The organism is Streptomyces sp. NPDC090077 (genome assembly GCF_044747545.1).
GTDB lineage: Bacteria > Actinomycetota > Actinomycetes > Streptomycetales > Streptomycetaceae > Streptomyces.
Genome location: NZ_JBIVEG010000026.1, coordinates 51,046 through 76,571 on the forward strand (window position 1 = coordinate 51,046; position 25,526 = coordinate 76,571).

Genomic DNA, 25,526 nt, shown 5'->3' on the forward strand with positions numbered 1-25,526 from the left:
TCAAGCTAGCGCGTCTGCCATTCCGCCACCCGGACAGGGTGTGCGCCTCGCGTTCCTTGCGGCCCGCTGCGACATGGAAAACATTACCAAACGGCGGAGGGTCCCGATCACACCCCCCGGCGGGCTCGGAACGCCCTTGGGCGGACGGGCCCGGGGGGCGAGGATGGTGGGGGTAGCCGGTACTGATCAGTGGGAGGAACAGCGTGAGCGCAACGGGCGCGGGCAAGGCGGTCTCCGGCGAGGACGAGGTCGTCGACCTCTGCCGGGACCTCATCCGCATCGACACCAGCAACTACGGGGACCACTCGGGCCCCGGCGAGCGGAAGGCGGCCGAGTGGGTCGCCGAGAAGCTGGCCGAGGTCGGGCTGGAGCCGCAGATCTTCGAGTCGCACAAGGGGCGCGCCTCGACCGTGGCCCGCATCGAGGGCGAGGACCCCTCGCGGCCGGCCCTGCTGATCCACGGGCACACCGACGTCGTCCCGGCCAACGCCGCCGACTGGACCTACGACCCCTTCTCGGGCGAGGTCGCCGACGGCTGCGTCTGGGGCCGGGGCGCGGTCGACATGAAGGACATGGACGCGATGACGCTGGCCGTCGTGCGCGACCGCATGCGCAGCGGGCGCAAGCCCCCGCGGGACATCGTGCTGGCCTTCCTCGCGGACGAGGAGGCGGGCGGCACGTACGGCGCCCGGCACCTCGTCGACAAGCACCCCGGGCTCTTCGAGGGCGTCACGGAGGCCATCGGCGAGGTCGGCGGCTTCTCCTTCACGGTGAACGAGAACCTGCGGCTCTACCTCGTGGAGACGGCCCAGAAGGGCATGCACTGGATGCGGCTCACGGTCGAGGGCACCGCGGGCCACGGGTCCATGACCAACAACGACAACGCGATCACCGAGCTGTGCGAGGCCGTGGGCCGCCTCGGCCGCCACCAGTGGCCGGTGCGCGTCACGAAGACCGTCCGGCACTTCCTCGACGAGCTCTCGGACGCCCTCGGAACCCCGCTCGACCCGGACGACATGGACGCCACGCTCGCCAAGCTCGGCGGGATCGCCAAGATGGTCGGCGCGACCCTGCGCAACTCGGCCGCCCCGACGATGCTCGGCGCCGGCTACAAGGTCAACGTCATCCCCGGCCAGGCCACGGCCCACGTGGACGGACGCTTCCTGCCGGGGTACGAGGAGGAGTTCTTCGCCGACCTCGACCGGATCCTGGGCCCGCGCGTGAAGCGCGAGGACGTCCACGCGGACAAGGCCCTGGAGACCGGCTTCGACGGGCGGCTCGTGGACGCCATGCAGGGCGCCCTGCGGGCCGAGGACCCGATCGCGCGCGCGGTCCCGTACATGCTCTCCGGCGGGACGGACGCCAAGTCCTTCGACGACCTCGGCATCCGCTGCTTCGGCTTCGCGCCGCTCCAGCTGCCGCCGGAGCTGGACTTCGCCGGCATGTTCCACGGAGTGGACGAGCGGGTGCCGGTGGACGGGCTCAAGTTCGGCGTCCGGGTCCTGGACCGGTTCCTCGACGAGGCCTGACGGACGAGTTGATTCCGCATAACGCGGGAGATTCGGGAAGGTGTGCGGATTCCACTGAGAAGAGTGAATGCGCTCATACGCTCGTAGCCCCGGTGATCCCTCCTCGTTACAGGTGGTGCGGTCCGCGGCTGGGACCGCATTGCCTACTAGGAGGAACAATGCTCAAGAAGGTTGTCGCCGCTGCGGCTGCCACCGGTGGTCTGGTTCTCGCGGGTGCGGGCATGGCTGCCGCCGACGCGGGTGCGCAGGGTGCGGCCATCGGCTCCCCCGGTGTCCTGTCCGGCAACGTCGTCCAGGTTCCGGTCCACGTGCCGGTCAACGTCTGCGGCAACACCATCAACGTCATCGGCCTGCTGAACCCGGCCTTCGGCAACACCTGCGTCAACGCCTGACGCTTCTGAAGTCCTGGCCCCGGAGCGCATCCAGCGCTCCGGGGCCACCGGGCTTTAGAGGCCCGGAAGCTCATTCTCCGGCGCGGCGGGCGGGGGAGCCCGTACGGTCCGCGCGCCGGACGGAACGTACACACCAGGGGACGAGTACAGATGCGACGACCGGTTCAGGTCACGAGGAAGACGCTGATCACGATGGCGGCCGCGGGGGGTGTCCTCGCGTTCGCCGGCGGCCAGGCCCAGGCGGCCTCGGGGGCGTCCGGGCACGCCTCGAACTCTCCGGGCCTGCTGTCCGGGAACAACGTGCAGGCGCCGGTGGACGCGCCGGTGAACGCGTGCGGCAACACGGTGACGGTGGTGGGGGGCCTGAACCCGGCCTTCGGCAACCGCTGCGCCAACCAGTCGGGCAAGCCGCAGCACCCGGGCCACCCCGGCCACCCGGGACATCCGGGTCACCCCGGCCACCCGGGCGGGGGCCACGAGGAGCCGTGCGACGACGATCACCCGGGCCACCCCGGGAACCCCGGCACCCCGGGCGGGCACACCCCCGGCAACCCCGGCGGCCAGAACCCCGGGAACCCGGGCACTCCGGGCGGTCACACACCGGGGAACCCGGGCGGCCAGAACCCCGGGAACCCGGGCACTCCGGGCGGGCACACCCCGGGGAACCCGGGCGGTCACACCCCGGGGAACCCGGGCGGTCACACGCCGGGCACTCCGGGCGGTCAGACGCCGGGCACTCCGGGCGGTCAGACGCCGGGCACTCCGGGCGGTCAGACGCCGGGCAACCCGGGCGGTCAGACGCCGGGGAACCCGGGCGGTCAGACGCCGGGCAACCCGGGCGGTCAGACGCCCGGCAACCCCGGTGGTCAGACGCCCGGCACTCCCGGTGGCCAGACCCCGGGCAACCCGGGCGGCCAGACCCCGGGCAACCCCGGTGGTCAGACCCCGGGCACGCCCGGCGGCCAGACGCCCGGCCTCGCCGCCACGGGCGCGGGTGACGCCCTGACGGCAGGCGTACCGCTCGCCGGCGGGCTGCTGCTGGCCGGGGCCGTGCTCTACCGGCGCGCCCGCAACGCCGCCTGACGGGCACTCACGGCGCGGGCCCCGGCAGCGGGGCCCGCGTCACCAGGTCGCGCGGACCTGACGGATGATCCGGCGGCGCAGCCGTGCGCGGCGGCTGCCGTCCCGGTACAGGGTCAGGCGGTCCAGCTCCCAGTTCCCGTATTCCGCATGGTCGGTCAGCAGTCGGGTCGCCTCCTTGCGGGGGGTCCCGCGGGGCACGTACACGTCGACGAATTCGTATTCCGGCATCGCATCTATTGTGCGGGCACCGGCCCGCTACGGATAGCGTCTGCACTATGTCTGATGCCGCTCTGCCCACTGTTGCCGAGGTACGCGCCGCCGCCGAGGCGGTCAAGGCCGCACTCGACCGTCACCTCGCCGCGGTCGAGAGCAGGATCGGGGACGAGGACCCGGCCGTCTACGCCGCCTTCAACGAACTCGCCGCCGCCGCCGAGGAGTACGACGAACTCCTCTATGACCGCTACGACGAGGTCACCCCCTTCGAGATCCCCACGCCCGAGACCGGTGTCCCGTACACCGGCCCCGCCGAGCCCGCCGCGTTCAGCGTGCTCATCCGCCGCGACTACGCCGTCGTCGAACCGGCCCGGCTGATCGCCCAGGCCGAACGGGTCGCCGCGCACGACCGGGACGCCGAACTCCTCGACGACGGAGGCACCGCCGGAGCGCTGGGGGTGCTCTTCGGGGAGTACGAGCCCGACGAGATCGCCTCCCGCTACAAGGACTTCGGCCTGGAGGAGGGCGACTCCACCCTCTGGATCGCCGCGCTGGAGGAGGTCGCGGAACCGGGGGACTGGCTCAACTCGCCCTTCGGGCAGACCGATCCGCAGGACGTGCTGCACCGCTTCGACGTGAGCTCGGTCTTCGACGAGGAGCCGGACTTCGACGACGACGCCGACGAGGAGGAGAACGCCGCCGAGTCGGGCCTCACCCCGGCCTGATCCGCTGCGGCACCGCCCCCTCCGTGCCCCGCCCGCCGACACCGGCAGGGCGGGGCACGGCCCGTTCCCGGGCCGGTTCGCTAGGGCTGTTCCTCCTGCGCGGCGGTCAGGGCCCGCAGCAGGCCCGTGAGCCGGGTCGTGCGCGGCTTCGGGAGCCCCTGCGCCACCGCGCGCGGCAGCGCCTCCTCGACCCCGTGGACCACCGACAGGTGCCGCTCGGCCCGCCCGAACGCCGTGTACACCCAGTCCCGGGACAGGGCCTGCGCCGCGTCCCCGGGCAGCACGACGACCACCGCCGGCCAGCGCGAGCCGACCGCCTGGTGCGCCGTCACCGCCCAGCCGTGCCGGACCTGGGCCTCCACCCGGTCCTGCGGTACGACGACCCGTGCGCCCCCCGCGTCCAGGTGCAGCCCCTGGGCGTCGGCCGACACCACCCGGGCCGGCAGCGCCCGCCCGGGCGACGGCACGTGCACCACCCGGTCGCCCGGGTCGAAGCCGGCGAACCGGCCCGGGCCGGGGTTCAGCCGCTCCTTGAGGGCCGCGTTCAGCGCCCGGGTCCCCGCGGGGCCGCCGTGGCCCGGGGTGACGACCTGCACCTCCCCGGCCGGGATCCCGAAGGCGCGCGGCACCGACTCGGCCACCAGCTGCACGGTGCGGTGCACGGCCTCGCCGGCGTCCCGCACGGGCACGATGACGACCTCCTTGCCGGGGGCGTCGACGCGGTTCAGCTCCCCGACCCCGATGCCCGAGACCAGCTCGCCGATCGGGCCGGGATCCGGGGTGCGGGACACCACCTGGGGGAACGCGCGGGCCGCCAGCACGTCGGCGAACACCCGCCCGGGGCCCGCCGATCCGAGTACGCCGGGGTCGCCGGAGAGGACGAGGCGGGCCCCGTCGGGCACCGACTCCACCAGTGCGGCCGCCCGCTCCACGTCCAGCTGGGGGGCGTCCAGGACGATCAGCAGGTCCAGGTCGAAGCGGCCGTCGGCGTCCCGCCCCGGGCCCTCCGTCCCCGCGAGCAGCCCGGCCACGGTGACGGCGTCCGGCGCGGGGGCGTGCGCGGCGAGGACGGCCCGCAGCCCGAGCCGGCGGGCGGCCGCCAGCAGGGCCGCCGGTTCGGCGCGGGCGGCCTCGCCGCCGGTGTGGGTGACCAGGCCGTGGCCCGAGACGGCCCGGACCAGCTCGGCCCCGGGGCCGTCGGCCGCCTCCGACCAGTCCACCGGGCCGGCGAAGGTGCCCGCGAGCCGGGCCAGGCCGTCCGCGAGCGCCTCCTCGGCCAGGGCGTGCCCCTCCAGGCCGACGAGGATCCTGACGGGCGGCTCCTCGTCCTCGGCGGCGGGCGGGCCCAGCGGCTCGTGGAACACCAGCACCGCACCGTCGCCGATGGCCGCCTCCAGGGTCTCGGCGGGGGCCGGAACCCCGTACTGGGCCAGGGCCTTTTCCAGCACCGGGGCCTCCAGGGCGGTGTGCCCCTTGGCGGCGGCCTGGTCCAGCAGCCAGCCCAGCAGGGCGGCGCCGCGGCGCTCGTCGGCGGGACCGGCTGCGGGGCCGAGCAGGGCCTGCGCGAAGCCGTCCGCCTGGGTCGGGCGGACCCCCGGGACGGCGAGCAGCCGCCAGGGGTCCTCGGTGAGCTGTTCGGCCGCACCCTCGCCGAGTGCCTCGGCGGCCTGCCCGGCCAGGGCCTCGGGGGCGCCGCCGCGGGCGAGCACGGCGCGGACGGCACCGATGTCTCCGACGGTGGGCGCGGGGGTCGGGGCGGGGGCCGCCGGGCGCGGCTGCGGCTGCGCGGGAGCGGGGGCGGGCTTGCGGGGGGCGGTGGGGGCGTCGTCGAAGTAGACGGCGGCGGGCGGCTTGGCGCCGCTCTCCACGGCCCGTACGGCGGCCAGCAGGTCGGCGGCCTTGCCGCTGAGCTTGGCGCCGGCGTCGACGGGGCCCTCGCGCTCCGCCTTCCGCCGGGCGATCCGCTCCCGCTCGACCTTCTGCGCGGCCAGCTCGGCCTGTGCCTCGCTCACCTGCGCCGGCTCCGTCCCGGCGGTGTCCTGTCCCGCTCCGGGGGCTGCGTCGGCCCCTGCGGGGCTTTCCCCCACCCCGCCCCTTCCCGAAACCGGGGGCTCCGCCCCCGGACCCCCGCCGGCCCCCGGGCCTGCCGGCCCGTCGCCGCCCACCGAGCCGGCCTCCGGCCGGTCGGCCGCGTCCGAACCCTGCCGTGCGTCGGCCTCCGGCCGGTCGGCCGCGTCCGGGTCCTGCCGTGCGTCGGCTTCCGGGCCGTCGGCCGCGTCCGGGCCCTGCTGTGCGTCGGCTTCCGGGCCGTCGGCCGGGTCCGGGTCCTGCCCTCGGTCGGCCTCCGGCCGGTCGGTCGGGTCCGGGCCCTGCTGTGCGTCGGGTCCCGGGCCGTCGGCCGGGTCCGAGCTCTGACCTCCGTCGGCCTCCGGCCGGTCGGCCGGGTCAGGGTTCTGCTGCCCGTCGGCCTCCGGGCCGTCCGCCGGGTCCGGGCTGCCCTGCTGCCCGTCGGCGGCCTCGGCGGGGTCGGTCGCCTCGGCCTCGTCCGTCGCCGCGCTGCCCGGGCCGTCGGCCCCGTCCGGGGCCTGCCGGCCGGCGGAGTCCTCGGCTGTGCCGGGTGCGGACGGGGCCCCGGGGTCGGTTCCGGTCCGGCCCTCCGGGCCCGCGGCGGCTTCGTGCGGGTCCTGCGCGGCAGCGGGGTTGGCGGGGTCGGGGGCCGTACTCACAGCGTGCTCCAGTCCTGATCCGGGTAGCGGTGCACGGGCGCCGACACGTCGTCCAGCGCCCGGCGGATCTCCTCCGGAAGGGTAAGGGCCTCCACCGACAGCGCCGCCCCGAGCTGCGTGGACGTACGGGCGCCGACGATCGGGGCGGCCACCCCCGGCCGGTCGCGGATCCAGGCCAGCGCCACCTGGAGCGGGGTGACCGCCAGGCCCTGCGCGGCCGTGACCACGGCGTCCACGATCAGGCCCGCCGCCTCGTCCAGGTACGGCTCCACCAGCGCGGCCAGCCCCGGAGAGGCGCCCCGGGAGTCGGCCGGCGTCCCGTCGCGGTACTTGCCGGTCAGCACCCCGCGCCCGAGCGGGGAGGAGGGCAGCAGCCCGACCTCCAGGTCCAGCGCCGCCGGGAGCACCTCGCGCTCCACGCCCCGCTGGAGCAGCGAGTACTCCATCTGGGTGGAGGCCAGCCGGGTCCGCACCCCGGGCGCGGCGAGCTGCCACGTCGCGGCCTTCGCCAGCTGCCAGCCGCTGAAGTTGGACACCCCCGCGTACCGGGCCCGCCCACTGGAGACGGCCAGGTCCAGCGCCTGGAGGGTCTCCTCCAGCGGGGTCAGCGGGTCGAAGGCGTGGACCTGCCACAGGTCCACGTAGTCGGTGCCGAGGCGGTCCAGGGAGTCGTCCAGGGCGGCCAGCAGGTGCCCGCGCGAGCCGTTGAAGCGCCGGTCGGGGTCCGGGACGCTGCCCGACTTCGTTGCGATGACGACGTCCCGGCGCGGCACCAGGGAACCCACCAGCTGCCCGAGGAGGTACTCGGCCTCACCGCCCCCGTACACGTCGGCCGTGTCGACGAGCGTGCCGCCCGCCTCCCAGAACGTCTTCAACTGCTCGGCGGCGGCTTCCTCGCCGGTGTCACGGCCCCAGGTCAGGGTGCCGAGGCCGATCCGGGAGACGCGCAGTCCGGTGCGGCCGAGATGCCTCTGCTCCATGACCGCTGAGACTACTGGGGCACTGACGCGGGGCCGTTTGGCGCGCTACAGTCCCCGCAGACCCACGTTACTGATCGGTAAACCGGTACATCCGTTAGGGGACGACACATGCGGCTCGGCATCAATCTCGGCTACTGGGGTGCGGGCATGGACGCCGACAACCTCGCCGTCGCCCAGGAGGCCGACCGGCTCGGCTACGACGTCTGCTGGGCCGCCGAGGCCTACGGTTCCGACGCGGCGACCGTACTGGCCTGGGTGGCCGCCCAGACCGAGCGGATCGACGTCGGCTCGGCCATCTTCCAGATCCCGGCCCGCCAGCCCGCGATGACGGCGATGACCGCCGCCACCCTGGACTCGCTCACCAAGGGCCGCTTCCGGCTCGGCCTCGGCGTCTCCGGACCGCAGGTCTCCGAGGGCTGGTACGGCGTGAAGTTCGACAAGCCGCTCGCCCGGACCCGGGAGTACGTGGAGATCGTCCGCAAGGCCATGTCCCGCGAACGGCTGAGCTTCGAGGGCGAGCACTGGACGCTCCCGCTGCCCGGCGGCCCCGGCAAGCCGCTCAAGCTGACCGTGCACCCCGAGCGCCCGCACATCCCGCTCTACATCGCGGCCATCGGCCCCAAGAACCTGGAGCAGACCGGCGAGATCGCCGACGGCGCCCTGCTGATCTTCCCGGCCGCCGAGCACCTGGAGGAGACGGCCCTGCGGCACATCCGCGCGGGCCGCGAGAAGGCCGGCCTGACGATGGACGGCTTCGACGTCTGCCCGACCGTTCCGCTGGCCGTCGGCGAGGACGTCACCGCCCTCGCCGACATGTTCCGCCCCTACACCGCCCTGTACGTCGGCGGCATGGGCAGCCCGAAGCAGAACTTCTACAACCAGCTCGCCCAGCGCATGGGCTACGAGAAGGAGGCCGCCGAGATCCAGGCCAAGTACCTGGGCGGCGACAAGGACGGTGCGGCCGCCGCGGTCCCGCACTCGCTGATCGACTCGACCACCCTGCTCGGCTCCGTGGAGCGGATCGCGGACGGGATGCGGGCCTACGCCGAGGCCGGGGTCACCACCCTGACGCTGGCCCCGGCCGGCTTCACCCTCGACGAGCGGCTCACCGCCCTGCGCGCCGGCACCGAGGCCCTGGAGCTGGCCGGCCTCGTCTGAGGGGGACGTCGGACGGAGTCCGACGCAGCCGCCCGAAGCCTGCGGAGCAGTGCGAGGGCGGCGTCTAAAAGGAGTCAGCGGCCGTGGTGGGGGCTCGGGGGGTCTTCCCCGCCACGGCCGACACAGCGAACAACGCCCGGCCCGGCCCCGGGGTTACGCCCCGCCGGGCACCCGCCGGTTTCGTTCATTCGGCCGAGTGCCGCCACCCCTCGGTTGCCCGCCCGGTCGATCCGCATTTGACTCGTTGCATGCTCTCTGCCCGCAGCCTGTTCCAGGAGATCGTCGAGCACGACGACTCCTTCCAGCTGTTCTGCTCCATCGCCGCCAGCGGGGAGTCCCAGGGCGGCTGGGAGAACGCCCGGATCGCCGCCCTCGTACCCGAGGGCATGCGCGACCTGGCGCCCAAGATCACCCGGCACGGCGCCGACGAGGACAAGCACGGCCGGATCTTCCGGGCCCTGCTGCGCAAGCGCGGCCTGCCCGCCGTCCCCGTCCCGCCCGAGACCGACTACACGATGCTCCTGGAACGCCGCGGCATCGGCCTCGCGCACGACAAGCTGCGCCGCGACGAGACCCTCAGCGAGCAGGACATCGTCGTCTACCTCGCCCACAGCCGGGTCACCGAACAGCGCGCCGCCGACCAGATGGTCATGCTGTTGCGCCACTTCGGCGACCACCCCGAGGTCGGCAAGGCCGTCCGCGTCATCAGCAACGACGAGGACAACCACCTCGCCTACTGCCACGAGGAACTGCTGCGCCTCGCCCGCGCCGGACACGGCCGGGCCATCCAGCGGGTGCTGCGCGAGAGCGCCCTCGCCGAGATCGGCGTCTACCGGGACGTCAGCCTCGCCGTCATGGACCACATGGGCCGGCTGCTGCGCTGGCCCGCGCCCAAGGCGGCCGCCCTCGCCGCCGGCATCCGCGCGGTGTACGCGTACGAGCGCTTCAGCGGCTGGCACCGCATGACCAGTCTGCGCCAGCCCGAGCGGCGCGACCCGCTGGGCGGCGTGCCCAGGACCACCCACGGGTTCGCGTAGGGCCGGGCCGGGTCAGAGCCAGCCGCGCCGCTTGAACATCCGGTGCAGGGCCAGGCACAGGCCCACCATGAGCGCCACCACCGCCGGGTAGCCCCACGGCTGCCGGAGCTCGGGCATGTCGTCGAAGTTCATCCCGTAGATCCCCGCGATCATCGTGGGGACCGCGGCCATGGCCGCCCAGGCGGAGATCTTGCGCATGTCGTCGTTCTGCCGGACGCCCATCTGCGCCAGGTGCGCGGCCAGGGCGTCCGACAGCAGCCGGTCCAGGCCCTCGATGTACTCGCTCGCCTTCGTCAGGTGGTCGGCGACGTCCCGGAAGAAGGGCCGGGCGTGGTCGTGCACGAACGGCACGTTCCCGAAGGCGAGCCGGTCCATCGGCTGGAGCAGCGGGCTCGTCGCCCGGCGGAACTCCAGCACCTGCCGCTTGAAGCCGTAGATCCGGGCGGCGGTGTTCTTGAAGTCCTGGGGGTTCGGCGCGAACACGTCCGCCTCCAGCTCCTCCAGGTCCGCCTGGAGCTCGGCCGCCACCTCGATGTAGTGGTCCACCACCGCGTCGGACACCGCGTACAGCACCGCCGTGGGGCCGTGCCGCAGCACCTCCGGATCCTGCTCCAGCCGGTGCCGTACGGCCGCCAGCGCGGCCCCCTCGCCGTGCCGCACCGTGACCACGAAGGAGTCGCCGATGAACAGCATCAGCTCGCCCGTGGTCACCGTGTCCGCATCGTCGTCGTACAGCACCGGCTTGAGGACCACGAACAGCGAGTCGTCGTACACCTCCAGCTTCGGCCGCTGGTGCGCCGTCAGCGCGTCCTCCACCGCCAGCTTGTGCAGGCCGAACTCCCGGCTCACCCGGTCGAACTCCGCCTCCGTCGGCTCGTACATGCCGACCCAGAGGAAGGCGTCGCCGTGGGCCCGGGCCGCGGCCAGGGCGTCGGAGAAGTCCTCGGGGGCCCGGGAGCGGTGCCCGTCCCGGTACATCGCACAGTCGACAATCACGCCGGGCATTCTTCCCCCACCCGCGCCCGCCCGCACGCCGGCCCCACCGCATACCCTGCATGCATGGCCACGCTGATCCTCGTACGACACGGGCGGTCCACCGCCAACACCGCAGGCCTGCTCGCCGGATGGACCCCGGGAGTGGCCCTGGACGACCACGGCGCCGGACAGGCCGCCGCACTGCCCGCACGGCTCGACGGGATCCCCCTCGCCGCAGCCGTCACCAGCCCGCTCCAGCGCTGCCGGGAGACCCTGGCCCCGCTGCTCGCCGCCCGCCCCGGACTGCCCCTGCACACCGACGACCGGATCGGCGAGTGCCACTACGGCGACTGGTCGGGCCGCAAGCTCTCCGAACTCGCCGACGAACCCCTGATGAAGATCGTCCAGCAGCACCCGTCGGCCGCGGCCTTTCCCGGCGGTGAGTCCATGCGGGCCATGCAGGCCCGCGCCGTGGACGCCGTACGCGAATGGAACGCCCGGATCGAGGAGGAGCACGGCGCCGGGGCCGTCTTCCTCATGTGCTCCCACGGCGACATCATCAAGTCCCTCGTCGCCGACGCCCTCGGCATGCACCTCGACCTCTTCCAGCGGATCCACGTCGACCCCTGCTCGGTCACCGCGATCCGCTACACCCCCACCCGCCCCTTCCTGCTGCGCCTCGGCGACACCGGGGACCTCGCCCCGCTGATCCCGCACCCGGTGGCCTCCGCCGACTCCGAGACCGAGGGCGGCGGCAACGCCGTCGTGGGGGGCGGCGCGGGCGCGGCCTGATCGAACGGCGCAGTAGGGTGGCAGGGCCAACAGCACATGAGCAGCCCTGCCCCTGCCTCAGACTTGGAGACTGGACGTGCCCCGTCAGGTGTTCCTTTACGACCCCCCGGACCGCTTCGTGGCCGGCACGGTCGGTCTGCCTGGACGCCGCACCTTCTTCCTCCAGGCCTCCGCGGGCCCCCGCGTCACCAGCGTCTCCCTGGAGAAGACCCAGGTCGCGGCGCTGGCCGAGCGGATGGACGAGCTCCTCGACGAGGTCGTGCGGCGCACCGGCGGGAACGCTCCCGTCCCGGCCGTCGCCTCTCCCGAGGCCGCCGACACCGCACCGCTGGACGTCCCCGTCGAGGAGGAGTTCCGGGTCGGGACCATGGCCCTCGCCTGGGACGGCGAGGAGCAGCGGATGATCGTCGAGGCGCAGGCGCTCGTGGAACTCGACGCGGACTCCGAGGAGGACCTCGCCGAGGCCGAGGAGCGCCTCCTCCAGGACGAGGAGAACGGCCCGCCGATGCTGCGGGTCCGCCTCTCCGGCGCCCAGGCCCGCGCCTTCGCCAAGCGGGCCCTCGACGTGGTCAACGCGGGCCGGCCGCCGTGCCCGCTGTGCAGCCTGCCCCTCGACCCCGAGGGCCACGTCTGCCCCCGCCAGAACGGGTACCGGCGCCAGGCGTGAGCGAGGTGACCCCGATAGAGGAGCTGCTCACCCGCGGTGAGCTCACCGTCCGCGGCCGCATCGCCGAGGCGTCCAACGCGGTCCTGCTGTGCACCGTCGCCCACGAGGGGCGCAGCGCGGAGTGCGTGTACAAGCCCGTCAAGGGCGAGCGGCCGCTGTGGGACTTCCCCGACGGGAACCTCGCCCGGCGCGAGCGGGCCGCCTACCTGGTCTCCGAGGCCACCGGGTGGGGCCTGGTGCCCACCACCGTGCTGCGCGACGGCCCGTACGGCGAGGGCATGGTCCAGCACTGGATCGACGCCGGAGAATCGCCGGAGTCCGGGCTCCTGGCCCTGGTCGAGGGCGAGGAGGCGGGGGAGGGCTGGAAGCCGGTCGCCTTCGCCGAGGTCGGGGAGGGCCGCACCGCCCTCCTCGTGCACGCCGACGACCCCCGGCTGCGCCGCCTCGCCGTCCTGGACGCGGTGATCAACAACGGCGACCGCAAGGGCGGCCACCTGCTGCCCGCGCCGGACGGCCGGCTCTACGGGATCGACCACGGCGTGACCTTCCACACGGAGGACAAGCTGCGGACCCTGCTGTGGGGCTGGGCGGGGGAGCCGCTCACGGGCGAGGCCCGCGAGGTCCTGGAGTCCCTCCGGGCGCAGCTGGCCGACGGGGAGCCCCTCGCCACCCGGCTGGGCGAACTGATCACCCCGGTCGAGCTGGCCGCCGTACGGGCCCGTGTGGCGCAGTTGCTGCGGGACGGGAAGCATCCGCAGCCCTCCGGGCAGTGGCCTTCGATCCCCTGGCCGCCCGTCTGAGCAGGTACGTCTCCGGATGATCGTGGACGCATAGAACCAGCCAGACCGCAAGAGTGCCGATCAGGCCAACAGTGCTGATCCCATTCGTTTGCGGAACACTCGTCCGGTTAGGCTCGAACCATGCATGCCTGGCCCGCTTCTGAGGTCCCCGCCCTGCCCGGCAAGGGCCGCGACCTCCAGATCCACGACACCGCGACCCAGGGGACGATCACCCTCGACCCCGGTCCCGTCGCCCGCCTCTACGTCTGCGGGATCACCCCGTACGACGCGACCCACATCGGTCACGCGGCGACCTACAACGCGTTCGACCTCGTACAGCGCGTGTGGCTCGACAACAAGCGGCAGGTCCACTACGTCCAGAACGTCACGGACGTGGACGATCCGCTGCTGGAGCGGGCGCTGCGCGACGGGCACGACTGGACCGAGCTCGCCGAACGCGAGACGGCCCTCTTCCGCGAGGACATGACCGCACTGCGCATGCTGCCGCCGCAGCACTACATCGGCGCCGTCGAGGCCATACCCGGCATCGTGCCGCTGGTGGAGCGGCTGCGGGACGCGGGCGCCGCGTACGAGCTCGACGGCGACGTCTACTTCTCGGTGGAGTCCGACCCGAACTTCGGCGGGGTCTCCCACCTCGACGCCGCGGCGATGCGGGCCCTGTCCGCCGAGCGCGGCGGCGACCCGGACCGTCCGGGCAAGAAGAACCCCCTCGACCCGATGCTGTGGATGGCCGCCCGCGAGGGCGAGCCGAGCTGGGACGGCGGCTCCCTGGGCCGCGGCCGGCCCGGCTGGCACATCGAGTGCGTGGCCATCGCCCTGGAGCACCTGGGCATGGGCTTCGACATCCAGGGCGGCGGCTCCGACCTGGCGTTCCCGCACCACGAGATGGGCGCCTCGCACGCGCAGGCCCTGACGGGCGAGTTCCCGATGGCCAAGGCCTACGTCCACGCGGGCATGGTCGCGCTGCACGGCGAGAAGATGTCGAAGTCGAAGGGCAACCTGGTCTTCGTCTCGGCGCTGCGGCGGGCCGGGGTGGACCCGGCGGCGATCCGCCTGGCGCTGCTCGCGCACCACTACCGGGCGGACTGGGAGTGGACGGACGACGTCCTCGCCCAGGCGCAGGCCCGCCTGGCGCGCTGGCGCGCGGCCGTCTCCCGGCCGGACGGCCTGCCGGCCGAGGCCCTGGTGGAGGAGGTCCGCGCGGCCCTGGCCGACGACCTGAACGCGCCGGCCGCGCTGGCCGCCGTGGACGCCTGGGTGGGTGCGCAGAACGCCTCCGACGGCGACGACGAATCGGCCCCGGGCCTGGTCTCCCGCACGGTCGACGCGCTGCTGGGCGTGGCCCTGTAGCAGGTACGCCGATGCCCCCGGACTCCGTCGGAGCCGGGGGCATCGCTGTATCAGCCCCGCCGGCGTTTGAGGCGCGGGGTCTGGGGCGGAGCCCCAGGAAACGGCGAAAGGGCGGGTAGGGGAAGCTCCGCGCAGCGGCGCCCCCCCGACCCGCCCCGCAGGGCTACGCGTCCGGGGCGTCGCCCGGCTCCTCCGGCTCCGGCGGGGCCGCCGGGGGCTGGGGCTCCTCCCCGGAGGGGTCCGGCTTGCGGCGCGGCGGCCGCGTCAGCCCGCTGGAGGTGTCCCGCAGGTACGAGCCGTCACCCGGCTGCTCCGCGGCAGCGGAAGGGTCCCGCCGCCGCAGGTACCGCTCGAACTCCCGGGCGATCGCGTCCCCCGACGCCTCCGGCAGGTCCGCGGTGTCCCGCGCCTCCTCCAGCGTCTGGACGTACTCCGCGACCTCGCTGTCCTCGGCGGCCAGTTGGTCCACGCCCAGCTGCCACGCCCGCGCGTCCTCCGGCAGTTCGCCGAGCGGGATCCGGATGTCGATCAGGTCTTCCAGCCGGTTCAGCAGCGCCAGCGTCGCCTTCGGGTTCGGCGGCTGCGACACGTAGTGCGGCACCGCCGCCCACAGCGACACCGCCGGGACCCCGGCGTGCGTGCAGGCCTCCTGGAGGACGCCCACGATGCCCGTCGGGCCCTCGTACTTGGTCTCCTCCAGGTCCATCGTCCGCGCCAGGTCCGCGTCCGAGGTCACCCCGCTCACCGGCACCGGCCGCGTGTGCGGGGTGTCGCCCAGCAGGGCGCCCAGGATGACGACCATCTCGACGCCGAGCTCGTGCGCGAAGCCGAGCAGCTCGTTGCAGAACGACCGCCACCGCATGGACGGCTCGATGCCCCGCACCAGCACCAGGTCACGCGGCTTCGTGCCGCCGATCCGGACCACCGACAGCCGCGTCGTGGGCCAGGTGATCTTCCTGACCCCGTTGTCCAGCCACACCGTCGGCCGGTTGACCTGGAAGTCGTAGTAGTCCTCGGCGTCCAGCGCCGCGAAGACCTCGCCCTTCCACTCCCGGTCCAGGTGCGCCACCGCACCGGAGGCGGCGTCACCCGCGTCGTTCCAGCCCTCGAACGCGGCCACCATGACCGGGTCGATCAGCTCGGGCACGCCCTCAAGCTCGATCACCCAGGTCTCCTTCCGAAGTTCCTTGCGTACGTGGGCCAGCCTAAGCCTTCGCGGTACGTCGGCCACAGCCCACGACAGAGGGGCGGTTCCCCTCGGAACCGCCCCTCTTCCCCACCTGCGTACGAGCTATGCCTTGCGGCCCAGCATCTCCTCGACGCGGGCCCGTACGGCCTCGTCGTCCAGGCCGCGGACGGTCACCGTCGTACGGCGGCGCAGCACGTCGTCGACCGTCTCGGCCCACTCGTGGTCGCGGGCGTAGGCGACCTGCGCCCAGATCTCCGGACCGTCCGGGTGGATGCGCTCGGCCAGCGCCGGGTCCTCGTTCGCCAGGCGGGCGATGTCGAAGGCCAGCGAGCCGTAGTGCGAGGCCAGGTGGCGGGCGGTCAGCGGGTCCATGCGGGCGCCGGGCTCGCGGTCCACCAGCAGGCGGTGCGCGACCGCGTTCGGGTTGGCGACACCGGGCAGCGGGACGCGGCGCACGAGGGACTTCACCGGCTCCATGTCCTCGGTCAGCGGGCTGCCGGGGAGCTTGGCGAGCTTGTCCATGACCACGCGGCCGATGTGGCGGTACGTGGTCCACTTGCCGCCGGCCACGGACAGCATGCCGCCCGCGCCCTCGGAGACGACCGTCTCGCGCTTGGCCTTCTCGACGCCGCCGGGGCCGCCCGGGAGCACGCGCAGGCCGGCGAAGGCGTACGTCATCAGCGAGCGGTCGAGGTCGGCGTCCTTGATGGAGAACGCGGCCTCGTCCAGGATCTGCTGGATGTCGGACTCGGTGGCGCGCACGTCCGCCGGGTCGCCCTCGTACACCTCGTCGGTGGTGCCGAGCAGCAGCTGGTCCTCCCACGGGAGGGCGAAGGTGATGCGGTACTTGTCGATCGGGGTGGCCATGGCGGCCTTCCACGGCGACTTGCGCTTCATGACGATGTGCGCGCCCTTGGAGAGGCGGATCGACGGCATCGAGTGCTTGTCTTCCATGCGCCGCAGGTGGTCCACCCACGGGCCGGTGGCGTTGAGCACGACGCGCGCGTCGACTCCGAACTCGGTTCCGTCCAGGCGGTCCTTGAGCTCGGCTCCGGTGACCCGGCCCTTGGTCATGCGCAGGCCGGTGACCTCGGCGTGGTTGAGGACGACCGCGCCGGACTCGACGGCCGCGCGGACCGTCATCACGGCGACGCGGGAGTCGTTCATCTGGTGGTCGTAGTAGACCGCGACGGCCTTGAGGTTGTCCGTCTTGAGACCGGGGTTGTCGGCGGCGGCACGGGCCGGGGATATGACCTTGCCCATGCCGTCGCCGAAGGCCGAGAGGGCGGAGTAGGCGAAGACGCCCGCGCCCAGCTTGGCCGCACCCACCGGACCGCCCTTGTAGACCGGCAGGTAGAACGTGAGCGGGTTGACCAGGTGCGGGGCCACGTCCTTGGCCAGCACCCGACGCTCGTGGTGGTTCTCCGCCACCAGCTTGACCGCGCCGGTCTGCAGGTAGCGCAGACCGCCGTGGACGAGCTTCGAGGAGGCCGAGGAGGTGGCGCCGGCGAAGTCGCCGGCGTCCACCATGGCAACCCGCAGACCCGACTGCGCGGCGTGCCAGGCCACCGAGGTGCCCAGGATCCCACCGCCGATGACCAGCAGGTCGTACGTGGCCTTCGAAAGCTGCTCGCGGGTCTGCGCGCGGCTCGCGTTGGCACCGGAAGTCGGGTGCGTACCCAGGGCGGGGACGCTCTGCAGGGTGCTCATATCTCTTTCAGCTCCTCGTCGATTGACTCAGCTGGTGCAGTCAGCTGGCGTCTTCGTCGTCGATCCAGCCCATGGACCGCTCGACGGCCTTGAGCCAGTTCTTGTACTCGCGGTCCCGCTGGTCGGCGGGCATCCGCGGGGTCCACTCCGCCGCGCGGCGCCAGTTGGCGCGCAGGGCGTCGGTGTCGGGCCAGAAGCCGACGGCCAGGCCGGCGGCGTAGGCGGCGCCGAGGCAGGTGGTCTCGGCGACCATCGGGCGCACCACGGGGGCGTCCAGGAAGTCCGAGAGCGTCTGCATCAGCAGGTTGTTGGAGGTCATACCACCGTCGACCTTGAGGGCCGCCAGCTCGACGCCGGAGTCCTTGGTCATGGCGTCGGTGATCTCGCGGGTCTGCCAGGCGGTGGCCTCCAGGACGGCACGGGCGATGTGCGCCTTGGTGACGTACCGGGTGAGGCCGGCGATCACACCGCGGGCGTCGGAGCGCCAGTACGGGGCGAACAGGCCGGAGAAGGCCGGCACGAAGTAGGCGCCGCCGTTGTCCTCGACCGAGAGCGCGAGGGTCTCGATCTCGGCAGCGGTCTTGATCATGCCCATCTGGTCGCGCATCCACTGGACGAGCGAGCCGGTGACGGCGATCGAGCCCTCCAGGGCGTAGACCGGCTTCTGGTCGCCGATCTGGTAGCCGACCGTGGTCAGCAGGCCGCTGTAGGAGTTGATGATCTTGTCGCCGGTGTTCATCAGCATGAACGTGCCGGTGCCGTACGTGGACTTCGCCTCGCCCTCGGCGAAACAGGTCTGGCCGAAGAGCGCGGCCTGCTGGTCACCGAGCGCCGAGGCGACCGGGACGCCGGCGAGGACGCCCTCCTTGACGTGGCCGTAGACCTCGGCGGAGGACTTGATCTCGGGGAGCACGTTGAGCGGGACGCCCATCGACTCCGCGATCTTCTCGTCCCAGGCCAGGGTGTGCAGGTTCATCAGCATGGTGCGCGAGGCGTTGGTGACGTCCGTGACGTGCGTACCGCCCTCGGCGCCACCGGTGAGGTTCCAGATGACCCAGGAGTCCATGGTGCCGAAGAGGATGTCGCCGGCCTCGGCGCGCTCGCGCAGGCCCTCGACGTTGTCGAGCAGCCAGCGGACCTTCGGGCCGGCGAAGTAGCTCGCCAGCGGCAGGCCGGTCTCGCGGCGGAAGCGGTCCTGTCCGACGTTGCGGCCGAGCTCCTTGCACAGGGCGTCGGTGCGGGTGTCCTGCCAGACCAGCGCGTTGTGCACCGGCTCGCCGGTGTTCTTGTCCCACAGGACGGTGGTCTCGCGCTGGTTGGTGATGCCGACCGCCTTGACGTCGGCGGCGGTGATCTCGGCCTTGGCGATGGCGCCGGCGACGACCTCCTGGACGTTGGTCCAGATCTCGACGGCGTCGTGCTCGACCCAGCCCGGCTTCGGGAAGATCTGCTCGTGCTCCTTCTGGTCGACGGCGACGATGCGGCCGTCGCGGTCGAACACGATGCAGCGGGAGGAGGTGGTGCCCTGGTCGATCGCGGCGATGAAGGGGCCGGTGCTGCTGGTCATGATGGCTGCTCCTGGCAGGTCTGTTGAGTAGGCGGAATCAGGAGGGCGGTGCGGATCTTACGAACGCGGCCGAAGCTGATCAGGCGAACGCGATGTTGTACAGACCGCCGGCGAGCACGGCACCGACGAGCGGGCCGACGACCGGGATCCAGGAGTACCCCCAGTCCGAGCCGCCCTTGTTGGGCAGCGGGAGCAGGGCGTGGACGATGCGGGGTCCGAGGTCGCGGACCGGGTTGATGGCGTAGCCGGTCGGGCCGCCGAGGGAGAGGCCGATGCCGACGACGACGAAGGAGGTGATCAGGACGCCGATGACGCCGAGGCCCTTGCCGCCGTCCTGGAGGCCCTGGGTCAGGATCGCGAGGATCAGGACGAAGGTGCCGATGATCTCCGTGGCGAGGTTCTGGACCACGTTGCGGATCTCGGGGCCGGTCGAGAAGATGCCGAGGACCGGGCCGGCCTGGTCGTGCGGGTGCGGGTCCTCCGGACCGAGCTTGGCGTCCTTGATGTTCTCGGGGTCCGCCAGGTGCACGCGGAACTGGCCGTAGTAGGTGATCCACATCAGGACCGCACCGAGCATGGCGCCGAGCAGCTGGCCCGCGAAGTAGACGGGGACGTCACCCCACTCGCCGGTCTTCACGGCGATGCCGACGGTGACCGCCGGGTTGAGGTGCGCGCCGGAGAGCGGCGCGGAGACGTAGGCGGCGATCAGGACCGCGAAGCCCCACCCGAAGGTGATCGCGAGCCAGCCCGCGCCGCGGGCCTTGGAGCTCTTGAGCGTGAGGGCGGCGCACACGCCGCCGCCGAGCAGTGTGAGCAGGGCGGTACCGATGGTCTCGCCGATGAAGATGTCGGAGCTGGACACCCGCGACTCCTTTGTCTTACGTCCAGGGGTGGGCGGACACCGGGTCCCTCCGGTGGTCCACACACTCGGTGAGTGCTTCACCGGTCCATGGCCTCGCCACAGCCTAACGCGTATTGCCGGTAGGTGTTCGACAATGCCGACCGATGAACGGCAGTTTTCCGCCTGGGTGAAGAACGCGTCAAGGCCTGACCAGGTCAAAGAACCGGATCGTTACCACTCGGTACGATCGACCAAATCAGGCCAATGGCTGGTCGTAAAACGCCAAAGTCCACCCGAACGGCACACGGTGTGGGCCGTCGGGTGGACCGAATGGATCAGGTCAAGCTCAGAACCGGCCCGCGCCGAGATCGCGCGAAACCGACCGCGCGCAGTCCCGCACGGACGCCACCAGGGCCGGCCGGGGCTCCCCGGACTCCCCGCAGACCCGCTCCACGGCGCCCGCGACGGCCACCGCGCCGACGGGCATCCGCCGCCGGTCGTGGATGGGCGCGGCCACCGAGGCGATGCCCTCCCAGGTCTCCTCGACGTCCGAGGCCCAGCCGCGCGCCCGGGTCAGGTCCAGGAGCTCCTCGAAACCCGCCGCGCCGGTCACCGTGCGGGGCGTGAAGGCCTCCCGCTCCGCGTCCAGGGCCTCCGTGTGCGCCACCGGGTCGTAGGCCGACAGCACCTTGCCCAGGGCCGTGGAGTGCAGCGGCTGCATCGCCCCCACCTCCAGCACTTGACGGCTGTCGTCCGGGCGGAACACGTGGTGCATGATCAGCACCCCGCTCTGGTGCAGCACCCCCACGTACACGCTCTCGCCGCTGGCCCGGGCCAGGTCGTCCGTCCACACCAGCGCACGGGCCCGCAGCTCGTGCACGTCCAGGTAGCTGTTGCCCAGCCGCAGCAGCTCCGCGCCCAGCTGGTAGCGCCCGGAGGCCGGGTCCTGCTCCACGAAGCCCTCGGCCTGCAGCGTGCGCAGGATCCCGTGCGCCGTGCCCTTGGCCAGGCCCAGGGAGGACGCCACGTCCGAGAGACCCAGCCGGCGTTCCCCGCCGGCCAGGAGCCGCAGCATCGCAGCGGCTCGTTCGAGCGACTGGATGTTCCGTGCCATCGCGCAGCCTCCTGCTGACGTAGTTCGACAATGCTGAACACTATCGGTCGATGCCGACCTCGTGCATGGTTGGGGCTTTCATGGTGCGGCGCGCACGGGGCACCCTCCCACGCAGCTCCCGGGCACAGGATGCAGTCCGCCACGTGGGACACCCTCACCGGGTCCGCCACCGCGCGGTTACCCTGACCGCGTGCACCCTTGACACAGAGGGTGCAAAGCCGACAGCCGTCGCAGCCCAGGGAGCTCAACCATGGCCTCGTTGCCGAACCCGCCCGCAGACACCCAGACACGGGCCGATGCCCTCCGAGAGGCGCTCGCGACCCGCGTGGTCGTCGCCGACGGAGCCATGGGAACCATGCTCCAGGCGCAGGACCCCAGCCTGGACGACTTCCAGCAGCTCGAAGGCTGCAACGAGGTCCTCAACGTCACCCGCCCCGACATCGTCCGGTCGGTCCACGAGGAGTACTTCGCGGTCGGCGTGGACTGCGTGGAGACCAACACCTTCGGCGCGAACTACGCGGCCCTCGCCGAGTACGACATCCCCGAACGCAACTTCGAGCTGTCCGAGGCCGGCGCCCGGATCGCCCGCGAGGTCGCCGACGAGTTCACCGCCTCCACCGGACAGCAGCGCTGGGTGCTCGGCTCCATCGGCCCCGGCACCAAGCTGCCCACCCTGGGCCACATCACCTACGCCCAGATCCGCGACGCCTACCAGATCAACGCCGAAGGCCTGATCTCCGGCGGCGCCGACGCGCTGCTCGTCGAGACCACCCAGGACCTCCTGCAGACCAAGTCCTCCATCATCGGCGCCCGCCGCGCCATGGAGGCCCTCGGCGTCAGCGTCCCGCTCATCTGCTCCGTCACCGTCGAGACCACCGGCACGATGCTGCTCGGTTCCGAGATCGGTGCGGCGCTGACGGCGCTGGAGCCGCTCGGGATCGACATGATCGGCCTGAACTGCGCGACCGGCCCCGCGGAGATGAGCGAGCACCTGCGCTACCTCGCCCGCAACGCCCGCATCCCGCTCTCCTGCATGCCGAACGCGGGCCTGCCGGTGCTGACCAAGCAGGGCGCGCACTACCCGCTGTCCGCGGCCGAGCTGGCGGACGCGCAGGAGACCTTCGTCCGCGAGTACGGCCTCTCCCTCGTCGGCGGCTGCTGCGGCACCACCCCCGAGCACCTGCGCCAGGTCGTGGAGCGGGTCCGGGGCACCGCGATCACCCAGCGCACCCCGCAGCCGGAGCCGGGTGCGGCGTCGTTGTACCAGACGGTGCCGTTCCGGCAGGACACCTCGTACATGGCGATCGGTGAGCGGACGAACGCGAACGGGTCGAAGAAGTTCCGTGAGGCGATGCTGGATGCCCGCTGGGACGACTGTGTGGAGATGGCACGGGACCAGATCCGTGAGGGCGCGCACATGCTCGACCTGTGCGTGGACTACGTGGGCCGTGACGGTGTCGCGGACATGCAGGAGCTGGCCGGCCGGTTCGCGACGGCGTCCACCCTTCCGATCGTGCTGGACTCGACCGAGGTTCCGGTGATCCAGGCGGGTCTGGAGAAGCTGGGCGGGCGTGCGGTCATCAACTCCGTCAACTACGAGGACGGTGACGGGCCGGAGTCGCGGTTCGCGAAGGTGACGCGGCTGGCGCAGGAGCACGGTGCGGCGCTGATCGCGCTGACCATCGACGAGGAGGGCCAGGCCCGCACCGTCGAGCACAAGGTCGCGATCGCCGAGCGTCTGATCGAGGACCTGACCTCCAACTGGGGGATCCGGGAGTCGGACATCCTGATCGACACCCTGACGTTCACGATCTGCACGGGTCAGGAGGAGTCCCGCAAGGACGGGATCGCGACGATCGAGTCGATCCGCGAGCTCAAGCGCCGCCACCCGGACGTGCAGACCACCCTGGGCCTGTCGAACATCTCCTTCGGTCTGAACCCGGCCGCCCGCGTCCTGCTGAACTCGGTCTTCCTCGACGAGTGCGTGAAGGCGGGCCTGGACTCCGCCATCGTCCACGCGAGCAAGATCCTGCCGATCGCCCGCTTCGACGACGAGCAGGTCAACACCGCCCTCGACCTGATCTACGACCGCCGCGAGGGCGACTACGACCCCCTGCAGAAGCTGATGGCCCTCTTCGAGGGCGTCAACACCAAGTCCCTCAAGGCCGGCCGAGCCGAGGAACTCCTCGCCCTGCCCCTGGAGGAGCGCCTCCAGCGCCGCATCATCGACGGGGAGAAGAACGGCCTGGAGGCCGACCTCGACGAGGCCCTCCAGGACCGCCCCGCCCTCGACATCGTCAACGACACCCTCCTGGAGGGCATGAAGGTCGTCGGTGAGCTCTTCGGCTCCGGCCAGATGCAGCTCCCCTTCGTCCTCCAGTCCGCCGAGGTCATGAAGACGGCCGTCGCCTACCTCGAACCGCACATGGACAAGAGCGACGACGAGGGCAAGGGCACGATCGTGCTGGCCACCGTCCGCGGCGACGTCCACGACATCGGCAAGAACCTGGTCGACATCATCCTGACCAACAACGGCTACAACGTCGTCAACATCGGCATCAAGCAGCCGGTCTCCGCGATTCTCGAAGCCGCCCAGGAGCACAAGGCCGACGTCATCGGCATGTCGGGCCTCCTCGTGAAGTCGACGGTGATCATGAAGGAGAACCTGGAGGAGCTGAACCAGCGCAAGCTGGCGGCCGACTATCCGGTGATCCTCGGCGGTGCCGCGCTGACCCGCGCCTACGTGGAGCAGGACCTCCACGAGATCTACGAGGGAGAGGTCCGCTACGCGCGGGACGCGTTCGAGGGCCTGCGGCTGATGGACGCCCTCATCGCCGTCAAGCGCGGAGTCCCCGGCGCCACCCTTCCCGAGCTCAAGCAGCGCCGCGTCGCCAAGCGCGACACCGCCGCGCTCCAGGTGGAGGAGCCCGAGGAGAGCGGCGGCCGCTCCGACGTCTCCGTCGACAACCCCGTCCCCACCCCGCCCTTCTGGGGCACCCGCGTCGTCAAGGGCATCCCGCTCAAGGACTACGCCTCCTGGCTGGACGAGGGAGCCCTCTTCAAGGGTCAGTGGGGCCTCAAGCAGGCCCGCGCCGGCGGAGCCACCTACGAGGAGCTCGTCGAGAGCGAGGGCCGCCCGCGCCTGCGCGGCCTCCTGGAGAAGCTGCACACCGAGAACCTGCTCGAAGCCGCCGTCGTCTACGGCTACTTCCCCTGCGTCTCCAAGGGCGACGACCTGATCATCCTCGACGAGCAGGGCAACGAGCGCACCCGCTTCACCTTCCCCCGCCAGCGCCGCGGCCGCCGCCTGTGCCTCGCCGACTTCTTCCGTCCGGAGGAGTCCGGGGAGACCGACGTCGTCGGCCTCCAGGTCGTCACCGTCGGCTCCAAGATCGGCGAGGCCACCGCCAAGCTGTTCGCCGCCGACGCCTACCGCGAGTACATGGAGCTGCACGGACTCTCCGTCCAGCTGGCCGAGGCCATGGCCGAGTACTGGCACGCCCGCGTCCGCGCCGAGCTCGGCTTCGGCGGCGAGGACCCGGCCGCCGTCGCCGACATGTTCGACCTCAAGTACCGGGGAGCCCGCTTCTCCCTGGGCTACGGCGCCTGCCCCGACCTGGAGGACCGCGCCAAGATCGCCGACCTCCTCCAGCCGGAGCGCATCGGCGTCCACCTCTCGGAGGAGTTCCAGCTCCATCCCGAGCAGTCCACCGACGCGATCGTCATCCACCATCCCGAAGCGAAGTATTTCAACGCACGCTGACGTAGATCGGCGTACACTGGTCGGTCCCATACAGGCCGGTCACCTGTTCCCGAGGGGGGTTCCCCACGGGTCCGAGGTGACCGGCCTCGTCGTCCCCGGAGAGAGGCGTACGCATGACCAGCACCGTTCCCGCACCCGTCGCCCGCACGGCCGACGGGCACGCCCTGCAGGCGGTGCTGCTGGACATGGACGGCACCCTCGTCGACACCGAGGGCTTCTGGTGGGAGATCGAGGAACAGATCTTCCTGGAGCTCGGCCACCGCCTGGAGGAGTCCTGGCGGGACGTGGTCGTCGGCGGCCCCATGAGCCGCAGCGCCGCCTTCCTCATCGAGCGGACCGGAGCCGACATCGGCCTCGCCGAGCTGAGCGTCCTGCTCAACGAGCGGTTCGAGGCCCGCATCGCCGACCGGGTCCCCCTGATGCCCGGCGCCGAGCGCCTGCTGAGCGAGCTGGCCCGGCACAACGTGCCCACCGCCCTGGTCTCCGCCTCCCACCGCCGGGTCATCGACCAGGTGCTGCTGACCCTCGGCCGCGACCGGTTCACGCTGACGGTCGCAGGGGACGAGGTGCCGCGCACCAAGCCGCACCCCGACCCCTACCTGCTCGCCGCCGGCACCCTCGGCGCGCACCCCTCGCGCTGCGCCGTGATCGAGGACACCGCCACCGGCGTCGCCGCCGCCGAGGCGGCCGGCTGCCGGGTCGTGGCCGTCCCCTCCGTCGGCACCATCGAACCCGCGCCCGGCCGGACCATCGTCCGCTCGCTGGAGGACGTCGACCTTCCGTTCCTGCGCTCCCTCATCACTCCGCTGAACTGAGCGCGCACACTCCGTACCGTATGCAACGGGGCGATCCTCTGGCCTGGCAGGAGGATCTTCCGCCTCTAACCCCGGAGGCCGAAATTCCACCCCGTCCGTG

At 72.4% G+C, this 25,526-nt stretch carries 21 protein-coding genes; 12 read left to right on the forward strand and 9 right to left on the reverse strand.

Annotation, left to right across the window (positions count from 1 at the left end; all coding sequences use genetic code 11):
- Positions 1 to 203 precede the first annotated feature (203 nt).
- From ACIPW5_RS31300 to ACIPW5_RS31310, 3 genes are all read left to right on the forward strand, one after another.
- Positions 204 to 1,529 carry a M20/M25/M40 family metallo-hydrolase gene (locus ACIPW5_RS31300; RefSeq protein WP_401252110.1) on the forward strand — a complete coding sequence of 442 codons (1,326 nt, stop codon included), beginning with the start codon at positions 204 to 206 and terminating at the stop codon, positions 1,527 to 1,529.
- A gap of 158 nt (positions 1,530 to 1,687) precedes the next feature.
- On the forward strand, positions 1,688 to 1,921 hold the full coding sequence (gene chpH, locus ACIPW5_RS31305) for a chaplin ChpH (protein WP_383341402.1): 234 nt from the start codon (positions 1,688 to 1,690) through the stop codon (positions 1,919 to 1,921).
- Between the two features lie 150 nt (positions 1,922 to 2,071).
- Positions 2,072 to 3,004 (forward strand): chaplin, encoded by a 933-nt coding sequence (locus tag ACIPW5_RS31310; RefSeq protein WP_401252113.1) that lies wholly within the window; start codon positions 2,072 to 2,074, stop codon positions 3,002 to 3,004.
- A 39-nt stretch (positions 3,005 to 3,043) separates the two neighbouring features.
- On the opposite strand, the gene ACIPW5_RS31315 is transcribed toward ACIPW5_RS31310, so the two are convergent.
- Positions 3,044 to 3,232 carry a DUF5703 family protein gene (locus tag ACIPW5_RS31315; RefSeq protein WP_388943548.1) on the reverse strand — a complete coding sequence of 63 codons (189 nt, stop codon included), beginning with the start codon at positions 3,230 to 3,232 and terminating at the stop codon, positions 3,044 to 3,046.
- A gap of 47 nt (positions 3,233 to 3,279) precedes the next feature.
- On the opposite strand from ACIPW5_RS31315, the gene ACIPW5_RS31320 reads away from it, so the two are divergent.
- The gene (locus ACIPW5_RS31320) at positions 3,280 to 3,942 is read left to right on the forward strand and encodes a hypothetical protein (RefSeq protein ID WP_401252116.1); all 663 of its coding nucleotides are present in this window, start codon (positions 3,280 to 3,282) and stop codon (positions 3,940 to 3,942) included.
- 80 nt (positions 3,943 to 4,022) lie between these two features.
- On the opposite strand, the gene ACIPW5_RS31325 is transcribed toward ACIPW5_RS31320, so the two are convergent.
- On the reverse strand, positions 4,023 to 6,668 hold the full coding sequence (locus ACIPW5_RS31325) for a helix-hairpin-helix domain-containing protein (protein WP_401252119.1): 2,646 nt from the start codon (positions 6,666 to 6,668) through the stop codon (positions 4,023 to 4,025).
- Complete coding sequence (locus ACIPW5_RS31330; protein ID WP_401252122.1) at positions 6,665 to 7,648, reverse strand: aldo/keto reductase; 984 nt, start codon at positions 7,646 to 7,648, stop codon at positions 6,665 to 6,667. The genes ACIPW5_RS31325 and ACIPW5_RS31330 overlap by 4 nt, the downstream gene beginning before the upstream one ends.
- Before the next feature lie 108 nt (positions 7,649 to 7,756).
- Between ACIPW5_RS31330 and ACIPW5_RS31335 the strand changes: the two genes are divergently transcribed.
- Both ACIPW5_RS31335 and ACIPW5_RS31340 read left to right on the forward strand, forming a co-directional pair.
- Positions 7,757 to 8,806, forward strand: coding sequence for an LLM class F420-dependent oxidoreductase (locus ACIPW5_RS31335; protein WP_401252124.1), 1,050 nt, complete (start codon positions 7,757 to 7,759; stop codon positions 8,804 to 8,806).
- Between the two features lie 248 nt (positions 8,807 to 9,054).
- Positions 9,055 to 9,843, forward strand: coding sequence for a ferritin-like domain-containing protein (locus ACIPW5_RS31340; protein WP_401252127.1), 789 nt, complete (start codon positions 9,055 to 9,057; stop codon positions 9,841 to 9,843).
- A gap of 12 nt (positions 9,844 to 9,855) precedes the next feature.
- Here ACIPW5_RS31340 and corA read toward each other — a convergent pair whose 3' ends face one another.
- The gene (corA, locus tag ACIPW5_RS31345; RefSeq protein WP_401252130.1) at positions 9,856 to 10,848 is read right to left on the reverse strand and encodes a magnesium/cobalt transporter CorA; all 993 of its coding nucleotides are present in this window, start codon (positions 10,846 to 10,848) and stop codon (positions 9,856 to 9,858) included.
- Positions 10,849 to 10,902: 54 nt separating this feature from the next.
- On the opposite strand from corA, the gene ACIPW5_RS31350 reads away from it, so the two are divergent.
- The 4 genes from ACIPW5_RS31350 to mshC all read left to right on the forward strand — a co-directional run bounded on the left by ACIPW5_RS31350 (position 10,903) and on the right by mshC (position 14,427).
- Complete coding sequence (locus ACIPW5_RS31350) at positions 10,903 to 11,610, forward strand: histidine phosphatase family protein (RefSeq protein WP_401252133.1); 708 nt, start codon at positions 10,903 to 10,905, stop codon at positions 11,608 to 11,610.
- Between the two features lie 76 nt (positions 11,611 to 11,686).
- Positions 11,687 to 12,277, forward strand: a complete 591-nt coding sequence (locus ACIPW5_RS31355; RefSeq protein WP_401252136.1) for a DUF3090 domain-containing protein — start codon at positions 11,687 to 11,689, stop codon at positions 12,275 to 12,277.
- Entirely contained in the window at positions 12,241 to 13,077 is an 837-nt protein-coding gene (locus tag ACIPW5_RS31360) for an SCO1664 family protein (RefSeq protein WP_401252232.1), read from the forward strand. Before ACIPW5_RS31355 ends, ACIPW5_RS31360 begins: the two co-directional genes overlap by 37 nt.
- 120 nt (positions 13,078 to 13,197) lie before the next feature.
- Positions 13,198 to 14,427, forward strand: coding sequence for a cysteine--1-D-myo-inosityl 2-amino-2-deoxy-alpha-D-glucopyranoside ligase (gene mshC / locus ACIPW5_RS31365; RefSeq protein ID WP_401252139.1), 1,230 nt, complete (start codon positions 13,198 to 13,200; stop codon positions 14,425 to 14,427).
- A 163-nt stretch (positions 14,428 to 14,590) separates the two neighbouring features.
- Here mshC and ACIPW5_RS31370 read toward each other — a convergent pair whose 3' ends face one another.
- The 5 genes from ACIPW5_RS31370 to ACIPW5_RS31390 form a co-directional block, all read right to left on the reverse strand.
- Entirely contained in the window at positions 14,591 to 15,592 is a 1,002-nt protein-coding gene (locus tag ACIPW5_RS31370; RefSeq protein ID WP_401252142.1) for a PAC2 family protein, read from the reverse strand.
- A 126-nt stretch (positions 15,593 to 15,718) separates the two neighbouring features.
- Positions 15,719 to 17,326, reverse strand: a complete 1,608-nt coding sequence (locus tag ACIPW5_RS31375; RefSeq protein ID WP_401252145.1) for an FAD-dependent oxidoreductase — start codon at positions 17,324 to 17,326, stop codon at positions 15,719 to 15,721.
- 40 nt (positions 17,327 to 17,366) lie between these two features.
- The gene (gene glpK / locus ACIPW5_RS31380) at positions 17,367 to 18,893 is read right to left on the reverse strand and encodes a glycerol kinase GlpK (protein ID WP_401252148.1); all 1,527 of its coding nucleotides are present in this window, start codon (positions 18,891 to 18,893) and stop codon (positions 17,367 to 17,369) included.
- Positions 18,894 to 18,972: 79 nt separating this feature from the next.
- On the reverse strand, positions 18,973 to 19,755 hold the full coding sequence (locus ACIPW5_RS31385; RefSeq protein WP_401252151.1) for an MIP/aquaporin family protein: 783 nt from the start codon (positions 19,753 to 19,755) through the stop codon (positions 18,973 to 18,975).
- 325 nt (positions 19,756 to 20,080) lie between these two features.
- Positions 20,081 to 20,848: an IclR family transcriptional regulator gene (locus ACIPW5_RS31390; RefSeq protein ID WP_401252153.1), complete on the reverse strand. Its 768-nt coding sequence runs from the start codon at positions 20,846 to 20,848 to the stop codon at positions 20,081 to 20,083.
- A gap of 250 nt (positions 20,849 to 21,098) precedes the next feature.
- Here ACIPW5_RS31390 and metH point away from each other — a divergent pair, with 250 nt between their 5' ends.
- Both metH and ACIPW5_RS31400 read left to right on the forward strand, forming a co-directional pair.
- Positions 21,099 to 24,611: a methionine synthase gene (metH, locus tag ACIPW5_RS31395; protein ID WP_401252156.1), complete on the forward strand. Its 3,513-nt coding sequence runs from the start codon at positions 21,099 to 21,101 to the stop codon at positions 24,609 to 24,611.
- A gap of 113 nt (positions 24,612 to 24,724) precedes the next feature.
- Positions 24,725 to 25,426 (forward strand): HAD family hydrolase, encoded by a 702-nt coding sequence (locus ACIPW5_RS31400; RefSeq protein WP_401252159.1) that lies wholly within the window; start codon positions 24,725 to 24,727, stop codon positions 25,424 to 25,426.
- The last annotated feature ends 100 nt before the right edge of the window (positions 25,427 to 25,526 follow it).

Bases quoted from the DNA above. Each gene is read 5' to 3' on its own strand.
- glpK (WP_401252148.1), bottom strand. From the start codon at position 18,893: ATGACCAGCAGCACCGGCCCCTTCATCGCCGCGATCGACCAGGGCACC.
- ACIPW5_RS31310 (WP_401252113.1), top strand. From the start codon at position 2,072: ATGCGACGACCGGTTCAGGTCACGAGGAAGACGCTGATCACGATGGCG.
- mshC (WP_401252139.1), top strand. From the start codon at position 13,198: ATGCATGCCTGGCCCGCTTCTGAGGTCCCCGCCCTGCCCGGCAAGGGC.
- ACIPW5_RS31335 (WP_401252124.1), top strand. From the start codon at position 7,757: ATGCGGCTCGGCATCAATCTCGGCTACTGGGGTGCGGGCATGGACGCC.
- ACIPW5_RS31400 (WP_401252159.1), top strand. From the start codon at position 24,725: ATGACCAGCACCGTTCCCGCACCCGTCGCCCGCACGGCCGACGGGCAC.
- ACIPW5_RS31330 (WP_401252122.1), bottom strand. From the start codon at position 7,648: ATGGAGCAGAGGCATCTCGGCCGCACCGGACTGCGCGTCTCCCGGATC.
- ACIPW5_RS31315 (WP_388943548.1), bottom strand. From the start codon at position 3,232: ATGCCGGAATACGAATTCGTCGACGTGTACGTGCCCCGCGGGACCCCC.
- ACIPW5_RS31340 (WP_401252127.1), top strand. From the start codon at position 9,055: ATGCTCTCTGCCCGCAGCCTGTTCCAGGAGATCGTCGAGCACGACGAC.
- ACIPW5_RS31320 (WP_401252116.1), top strand. From the start codon at position 3,280: ATGTCTGATGCCGCTCTGCCCACTGTTGCCGAGGTACGCGCCGCCGCC.
- corA (WP_401252130.1), bottom strand. From the start codon at position 10,848: ATGCCCGGCGTGATTGTCGACTGTGCGATGTACCGGGACGGGCACCGC.
- chpH (WP_383341402.1), top strand. From the start codon at position 1,688: ATGCTCAAGAAGGTTGTCGCCGCTGCGGCTGCCACCGGTGGTCTGGTT.
- ACIPW5_RS31375 (WP_401252145.1), bottom strand. From the start codon at position 17,326: ATGAGCACCCTGCAGAGCGTCCCCGCCCTGGGTACGCACCCGACTTCC.
- ACIPW5_RS31350 (WP_401252133.1), top strand. From the start codon at position 10,903: ATGGCCACGCTGATCCTCGTACGACACGGGCGGTCCACCGCCAACACC.
- metH (WP_401252156.1), top strand. From the start codon at position 21,099: ATGGCCTCGTTGCCGAACCCGCCCGCAGACACCCAGACACGGGCCGAT.
- ACIPW5_RS31390 (WP_401252153.1), bottom strand. From the start codon at position 20,848: ATGGCACGGAACATCCAGTCGCTCGAACGAGCCGCTGCGATGCTGCGG.